This window comes from Mucilaginibacter aurantiaciroseus, assembly GCF_024055595.1.
Taxonomy (GTDB): domain Bacteria; phylum Bacteroidota; class Bacteroidia; order Sphingobacteriales; family Sphingobacteriaceae; genus Mucilaginibacter; species Mucilaginibacter aurantiaciroseus.
The window spans coordinates 309,819-317,087 of record NZ_JAMXOF010000004.1 but is presented as its reverse complement, the minus strand read 5'-3'; the positions used below and the strand labels follow the sequence as shown (position 1 = coordinate 317,087).

6 protein-coding genes are annotated in these 7,269 nt (G+C 41.2%); 2 read left to right on the top strand and 4 right to left on the bottom strand.

What is annotated here, in order from left to right; genetic code table 11:
- Positions 1-341: 341 nt before the first annotated feature.
- From NAF17_RS17355 to NAF17_RS17340, 4 genes are all read right to left on the bottom strand, one after another.
- Positions 342-1,664, bottom strand: a complete 1,323-nt coding sequence (locus NAF17_RS17355; RefSeq protein ID WP_252759291.1) for a sigma-54-dependent transcriptional regulator — start codon at positions 1,662-1,664, stop codon at positions 342-344.
- Positions 1,665-1,980: 316 nt separating this feature from the next.
- The gene (locus tag NAF17_RS17350; protein WP_252759290.1) at positions 1,981-2,259 is read right to left on the bottom strand and encodes a hypothetical protein; all 279 of its coding nucleotides are present in this window, start codon (positions 2,257-2,259) and stop codon (positions 1,981-1,983) included.
- Positions 2,260-2,361: 102 nt separating this feature from the next.
- The gene (locus NAF17_RS17345; protein WP_252759289.1) at positions 2,362-2,517 is read right to left on the bottom strand and encodes a hypothetical protein; all 156 of its coding nucleotides are present in this window, start codon (positions 2,515-2,517) and stop codon (positions 2,362-2,364) included.
- A gap of 811 nt (positions 2,518-3,328) precedes the next feature.
- On the bottom strand, positions 3,329-4,732 hold the full coding sequence (locus tag NAF17_RS17340) for an MBL fold metallo-hydrolase RNA specificity domain-containing protein (RefSeq protein ID WP_252759288.1): 1,404 nt from the start codon (positions 4,730-4,732) through the stop codon (positions 3,329-3,331).
- Between the two features lie 132 nt (positions 4,733-4,864).
- Here NAF17_RS17340 and NAF17_RS17335 point away from each other — a divergent pair, with 132 nt between their 5' ends.
- Together NAF17_RS17335 and NAF17_RS17330 are read left to right on the top strand one after the other, a co-directional pair.
- On the top strand, positions 4,865-5,236 hold the full coding sequence (locus NAF17_RS17335; protein ID WP_252759287.1) for a BlaI/MecI/CopY family transcriptional regulator: 372 nt from the start codon (positions 4,865-4,867) through the stop codon (positions 5,234-5,236).
- A gap of 2 nt (positions 5,237-5,238) precedes the next feature.
- A complete protein-coding gene (locus NAF17_RS17330; protein ID WP_252759286.1) occupies positions 5,239-7,182 on the top strand; it encodes a M56 family metallopeptidase in 1,944 nt (647 codons plus the stop codon).
- Positions 7,183-7,269: the final 87 nt, after the last annotated feature.

Below are 7,269 nucleotides of genomic sequence, written 5' to 3'. Positions count from 1 at the left end.
CTCTATGCCAATACTAATGCCATAGAGGAATTATACAAGGTAATTAATTATAAATCAGTAAATTGCATTTGATACAATAGTTAACAAACAAAAAAACCCTCCCATTTTGGAAAGGTTGATTATCGTTTTGGGGAGCAAGGAAAGGGTTGTGATGGTGAGCCTGTCGAACCATTAACAAGGTGCATAACTCTTCGACAAGCTCAGATTGGCAAAAAATAATACGCGCGGTTAGTTTACTCACCCCGCGGCAATACGTGCGCGATTCTCCCTTCGCCTTCGGCGCAGAGAGGGTGGCCGAGCGTAGCAAAGACCGGGTTAGTAAAATCGTCGATTATAATGTTTTACAATCCGTACTCGTCAATCTTCCGATAAAGGGTAGTCAACCCAATACCCAACAGTCTTGCGGTTTCGGTTTTATTGCCTTTGGTGTAGGCCAATACCTTGCTGATGTGTTGTTTTTCGATGCTTTGCAGATCGAGCGAGCTACTGTCTGCGTTTTGGATGTTGAATTGAGCGGGAAGGGCAGATGGTGTAAGTTCATCGTCGGCCAATATCACGGCGCGTTCAATAATATTCTTTAACTCGCGGATATTGCCTTTCCATTGATGGCGGGTTAGCAGGGCTAAAAAATCGGAACTCATTTTAACGGGCTTGCCTGCCTTGTCTGCAAACTGTTTCAGGTAGTATTTCGCCAGTGCTTCTATATCGCCTTTACGCTCGTTAAGTGAAGGTAGTGATATGGTGAAAACAGATAGGCGGTAAAATAGATCTAACCTGAATTTGCCTTCTTCAGCCTCTTTTTGCAGGTCGCGGTTGGTGGCCGCCATAATGCGGATGTTCACTTTGGTGGTTTGGGTGTCGCCAAGTTTGATGAAGGTTTTACTTTCCAGTACACGCAGTAGTTTGGCCTGCAGGTCCAGGTTCATTTCGCCTATCTCATCTAAAAAAATACTGCCATGGTGGGCCTCTTCAAACAAGCCTTTTTTATCTTTAAAAGCCCCGGTAAATGCACCTGCTTTATAGCCGAATAGCTCACTCTCTAAAATTTCGCCGGTAAAGCTGCTGCAGTTGATGGCTACAAAAGGCATCTGCCTGCGCTGACTTTCGTAATGTATGGCCGATGCAAAAACTTCCTTGCCTGTACCGGTTTCGCCCAAAAGCAAAACGGTGGTATCGGTTGATGCCACCCGGCGGGCAAGGTTTACAGCATCTAAAACCGGCTGCGATTGCCCTATGATCTGCGCGAAACTAAATTTACTGTTTACCTTTTTATCGGCATTAAATGCGTTTTGTTGTAGCTGTGCTTTTTTTACTGCCTGGTTTAGCAGGGGAATTATCTTATCGTTATCATCACCTTTAACAATGTAATTGAAAGCGCCGTTCTTAATAGATTGCACGCCATCATTAATAGTGCCGTAAGCAGTAAGGTTTATAACCTCTACATATGGCTTTTTGGTTTTGATGGTTTTTACAAGGTCTAAGCCGTTAACATCGGGGAGCTTAACATCGCTGAGCACCACCAGCACATCTTCGTTCTCTAAAAGCTTTAAACCTTCTTTGCCTGTAAAAGCCTGCACCACGCGGAAGCCTTCTAAACCGATAATGCGCGAAAGCAGATCGTTTAGTTTTTTTTCGTCGTCGATGATGAGGATGGTGGCTTGCATTTTTAGATGATAAAACTGTGCAAATAACGGCAAGATGCACGACTAAGCAAAAGAATTTTTAATATTATTCGGCACTCAATTAATATTATAAGTTGCCTTACAACCCAACCTTTTGACGCAAATATTTATTAAGGGATAAATACCGCCTCAAGGAGCACCTATTGCATTGCATTTGTATTACTGATTACCTATATCAATGCCTCTGCACAAAAATAAAGCCGTCCGCATGGCAAAAGTTCCCGGATAGCATGTTGGTGAAAGTACATCCTTCTTATAATAAGGCAAAATGTTTCCATAAAAGCTTCTTCGGCGAAAATTACCATAAGGAATAGGCTGTGCCGGAGAAGCTGCCCGTGCTAAGGTTATCTAAAATTAACGGCGGCTTTACCGTTGTTAAAGGAGGGGGAGGTATAAAAACAAAATCTTTAAGGCTTGAAGATAAAAGCGGCCACCAGTGGGTATTACGCACGGTAGAATAGATCCCGGATAATTTACTGCCGGATGAATTGCAGGAAACCTTCGCGGTATCATGGGTTGATGATGAATATAGCGCCCAGTACCCGTTCTCGCATTGATAGTGCCGCCATTGGCGCATGCTGCACGTGTATTGCACAGTAGCACTGTTATTGGTGTAGTAGCAAAAGATGCCGAATTAGGCGAATACAGCAAAAGGTTTGTGGGCTAAGTTTGCCGGCTTTTATGATGTAGGTAGGGTGTAGGTTGGTAACGATACTTCAAACCAATGGCATAGCGGCACAGGTTGCGGCTTGTATTTTGCCCCGGCATCCTTAATAGTATTGCAATTGCTGGCAGGCCATTCTACCGAGGGTTGGTACCCGTGTGTATCATTCAATTTTAGATTGTAAATCGACCTTATTTTAATAACTTATTCGTCTCCTCGCATTGAGTTTGTTCGAACAGTTTTAGCCAAGTTCTTGTATGCATTTTCTACAGCATTAAATCTCGATTTAAAAATGCTCTCGGGATCGTATTTTTTTATTTTTTAGGAAAGCAAAAAAGATAGTATCGTGATGATCAAAAATATTGTCGATGTCAAGTTTATTTGAATTTTCAATATTACAGATTAAGGGATCAAAAATATTGGAAACATTCGCCTTTTTTCCTGCAATAAAGGAATGGTTTAATGCTTGCATAAAACGATAGACTGCTTTATTTGGATGATTTTGTGTAGCAAGTATATTTGCTTGGGTAATATAAAATGCCCCCCCCTTAATTTTTTTAATTGCGCTTCATTTTCTTTCTCAATTTTTTTTTAATTCTAATAACGCATTTTCAAGCTATGTATGGATGTCTTTTTTTACCTTACATTAGTTTTAATTCTCTTTTTTGATACCATTGAACTAATATCGGAATAAAAATACCGATGATTGCAAAAGATATTGTAACGACCCAAATTAACCTCGTGCAAGAATTATTATAAAATATATCTATCTTATTCAATATCGCCATCGAATGCTTAGATGGTGCACGCACTGTATCAGTCATTACCTTCGTAAATTTGACAGTGTCCAATCATTGAGTTTGATGTCATTTTAATTGCAATTGAAATAGCTTAACTTACACATATACATTAGTATTATTTATAGTTTATAAGTAAAAATAGCCGGTTTTAGTCGACTCTTATATTATGGGTATTATTGAAATTATTCCAACACTACCTTCTCGTGCTGGTAAGGGATTTGGATATCATCGAAGCCTTTCTCTTTCAGCTTTTCGGCAAAGTGCTGTTGCACCTCGTACTCGCCGTGTACCAATAAAAGCTTTTTAACCAGCTTTGGGTCCTGGCAGGATAAAAAATGCAGCAGGTCTTCATAATCGCCGTGGGCGCTCATGCTTTTAATGGATTGCACTTCAGCTTTAACCTGGTATTGCTCGCCAAAAATATGGACCTCTTTTTCGCCGCGTGCAAGCCTGCCCCCTAACGAGTTTGGCTCGGCATAGCCTACCATTAATATGGTATTTTTTTGATTGTTGATGTTGTTCTTGATATGGTGCTTCACTCGTCCGGCTTCGGCCATGCCCGATGAGGAGATGATAACACAAGGCCTTACATCATCGTTCAGCGCGATTGATTCTTCTGTAGTTTGCACAAAGCGCAGGCCCTTAAATCCGAACGGGTCGGCATCAACTTTCATCACTTCCTTTACACCTTTATTATACACTTCGGGATGGTCCTTTAAAACCTGGGTGGCTTTTTCAGATAGCGGGCTGTCTACATAATAAGGTACATTGGGCAGTTCGCCTTTCAGTTCCAAAGCATTTAAAGCGTATAATAATTCCTGCGTGCGGCCAACGCTAAATGCGGGGATAATAACCTTACCCTTTTTTTCGATACATGTATGTTTGATGATCTCAAGCAGGGCATCTTCAATAGGGCCGATATCTTTGTGCAGCGAATCACCGTAGGTAGACTCCAGCAAAATATAATCGGCCTGCGGGAAGGTTTGCGGATTGTTCAATAACAGGTCGCCGTAGCGGCCAACATCACCGCTAAAGGTGATATAAGTTTTTTTACCATTTTCGGTAGCGGCAATATGCACCGCAGCGCTGCCCAGCACGTGCCCGGCATCGGTAAATTTAAATTTTAAATTCTCGTTGATATGATATTCCTCGTGATAGTCCACTATCTTAAATTGGCCTAAAGCGGCTATCGCGTCTTCTTCGGTATATAAAGCTTCGAGCAATGGCTCATTTTTCTTTTTGCGCTGCTTATTGCTATACTCCATATCCTGCATCTGGATCTTGGCGGAGTCCATTAGAAGTATCCTCGCCAAGTCCATAGTAGCGGCTGTGCAATAAATTGGCCCCTCAAAACCTTCTTTAACCAGGCGTGGTATCAAGCCGCAGTGATCTATATGCGCGTGCGACAGGATGAGGTAGTCAACTTTTTTAGGGGGGAAGCCAAAGTGCTCGTTCATGTCCTCGGTTTGCTCGCCAAGGCCCTGGAACATGCCGCAATCTAAAAGTATGCCAGTACCATCCTGTAAACGTAATAAGTGCTTGCTGCCGGTTACGTTACGGGCAGCTCCGTGAAATGTAATATCCATTTATAATAGGTTGTTTTGGAGAACCAAATAGACAACTAAAAGTTTAAATAAAAAATAAACTAAACATTTAGTTGTAAACTAAGTTTATATGATATACCTTAGTACTAATTTAACAATAATCATCTTAATTAAATGGAAATAAAAGATTTAACCCGCGCTGAAGAACAGATCATGCAAGTACTTTGGCAGCTGGAAAAAGGCTTCGTAAAAGATGTTTTAGACGTTTTGCCCGAACCGAAACCTGCCTATAACACGGTATCAACCATCATCAGGATACTTGAAACCAAGGGTTTTGTAGACCATAACGCATTTGGCAAAAGCCACGAGTATTACCCGAGAGTGAGCAAAGAGCAATACAAAAACTTTGCAGCCGATAAATTACTGAGCGGCTATTTTGATAACTCGGTAAACAGGATCCTTTCCTTTTTTGTAAACAAGGAAAAGATTAACTTGAAAGAAGCTGATGAGATCATGAAATTGATTGAAAAACTAAAAGACAAATAGTTATGAATTGGTGGCATTATTTATTGCTGGTAAATATTTACCTGACGCTGTTTTTCGGCTTCTATAGCTTATTGCTGCGCCGCGAAACGTTTTTTCAGCTTAACCGTGTTTACCTGGTTGGTACAGCCGTACTGTCGTTTTTTATCCCGTTGATACAAAGCGAATGGGTTAAAGGCCTGTTTATTACCCAGAAGGTACAATACAGTATTTACGGTAGTGCCATTAATGTAACCGATTTAGCACCAATTAAGGATAGCCCCGTAACCATAGGCCAGGTGCTGATTGTGCTATACGCGGCAGGGGTGTTGATATTAGCTATAAAGCTTATTATCCAATTAGTAATATTAAGACAAATAATTAAAGACCCTTCCCCATTAGTATCCTATTCTTTTTTTAATAAGATAAGGGTAAGTGATGGTATAAATGGCAAAGAAGTTATAGAAAGCCACGAGCTGGTGCATGCACGCCAATTCCACTCAGCAGACGTGCTGATGATAGAAGCGGTGATGATCATCAATTGGTTTAACCCCGTGGTTTACCTGTACCGGTTTGCTATTAAACACGTGCACGAGTACATCGCCGACAGGCATACGCTTAAAGCAGGTACTAACAAGGCAGAGTACGCATTGTTATTGCTGAGCCAAACGTTTAACACGCCGGCACACCAATTAGTTAACCCATTTTACAATCACAGTTTACTAAAAAAACGGATCATGATGTTACAAAAAAACAGATCGCAGCGCATAAAGCTGATCAAATATGGCCTCTCCGCACCCTTATTTATTTTAATGCTGGTACTATCATCGGCAACTATTGAAAACAGCAAGGCGGTAAATGCCATCCACAACAAAGCCGAAAAGGTTTTTGAAGCACCTGCCAGGGCTGTATTAACAGACACTACCTATAAAACGACTATAGTTACTTACGATCCTAAAAGGGACAAGTTACCTGTAGCGCCTGCAGATACTATCCCGGAGGAGAATAAAAAGCAGGTATTTACTGAAGTTGAACATTCACCAACTTTTCCTGGCGGTGAAAAGGCTTTTTATCAATACCTGGCTCAAAATCTTAAATACCCTGCCGAGGCTGTAAAAAATAACGTACAGGGCCGTGCTATACTTACGTTCGTTGTGGAGAAAGACGGTTCGCTGTCTGATATAAAAGTAGTGAGAGGCTTAGGCAGTGGTACAGATGAAGAGGCAGTACGTGTACTAAAGGCTTCACCAAAATGGATTGCCGGCGTACAAAATAAACGGAAGGTACGTGTGCAATACTCAGTGCCAATCAATTTTTCGATGGCCGGTAATAAAGTTGGCACCTTAGCCCCGGCCAAAAGCGAACAGGTGTACAGTGAGGTAGATCAGTCTCCAAGCTTTCCGGGAGGCGAGCAGGGCTTCGGCAAGTGGCTCGCAGCGAATGTTAAGTACCCTAAAGATGCAAGGGAAAAAAACATAAAGGGCCGTGTTATCGTAACGTTTGTGGTAGAAGAAAACGGCTCGCTTAGCGATGTAAAAATTATAAGAGGCGTAAGCGATGATATTGATAAAGAAGCGTTAAGGGTTATGCAAAGCAGCCCTGCCTGGAAGCCAGGTATATTAGATGGCCAGCCGGTTAGGGTTGCTTACACCGTCCCAATAAATTTCGCATTAGTTGCCGATGATGATAAGCCAACCAAAACAGGTTATTTACCTTCAAAATCACTTAATAATTATTCAGATACCAGCCAGTTACCACCATTAATTAAAATGCGTAACGGGTACGGGACAAATCCGTTATATGTGCTAAATGGTGAAATTATTAAACAGGAGAAAATGCAATTGATTGCAGCGGGCGATATAGAAAAAATATCGGTTCTTAAAAATAAATCGGCTATCTCGCTATACGGCAAGAGCGGAGAGAATGGTGTTGTGCTAATAACAACCAAAAAAGGTTTAATTATTAAATAATTTGTCAGTTATAATTTTAAAAAAGTCGGCCTGTGTAAACAGGCCGGCTTTTTTATGTGTATTAGAATTGAAAATAATTTGGTTTCA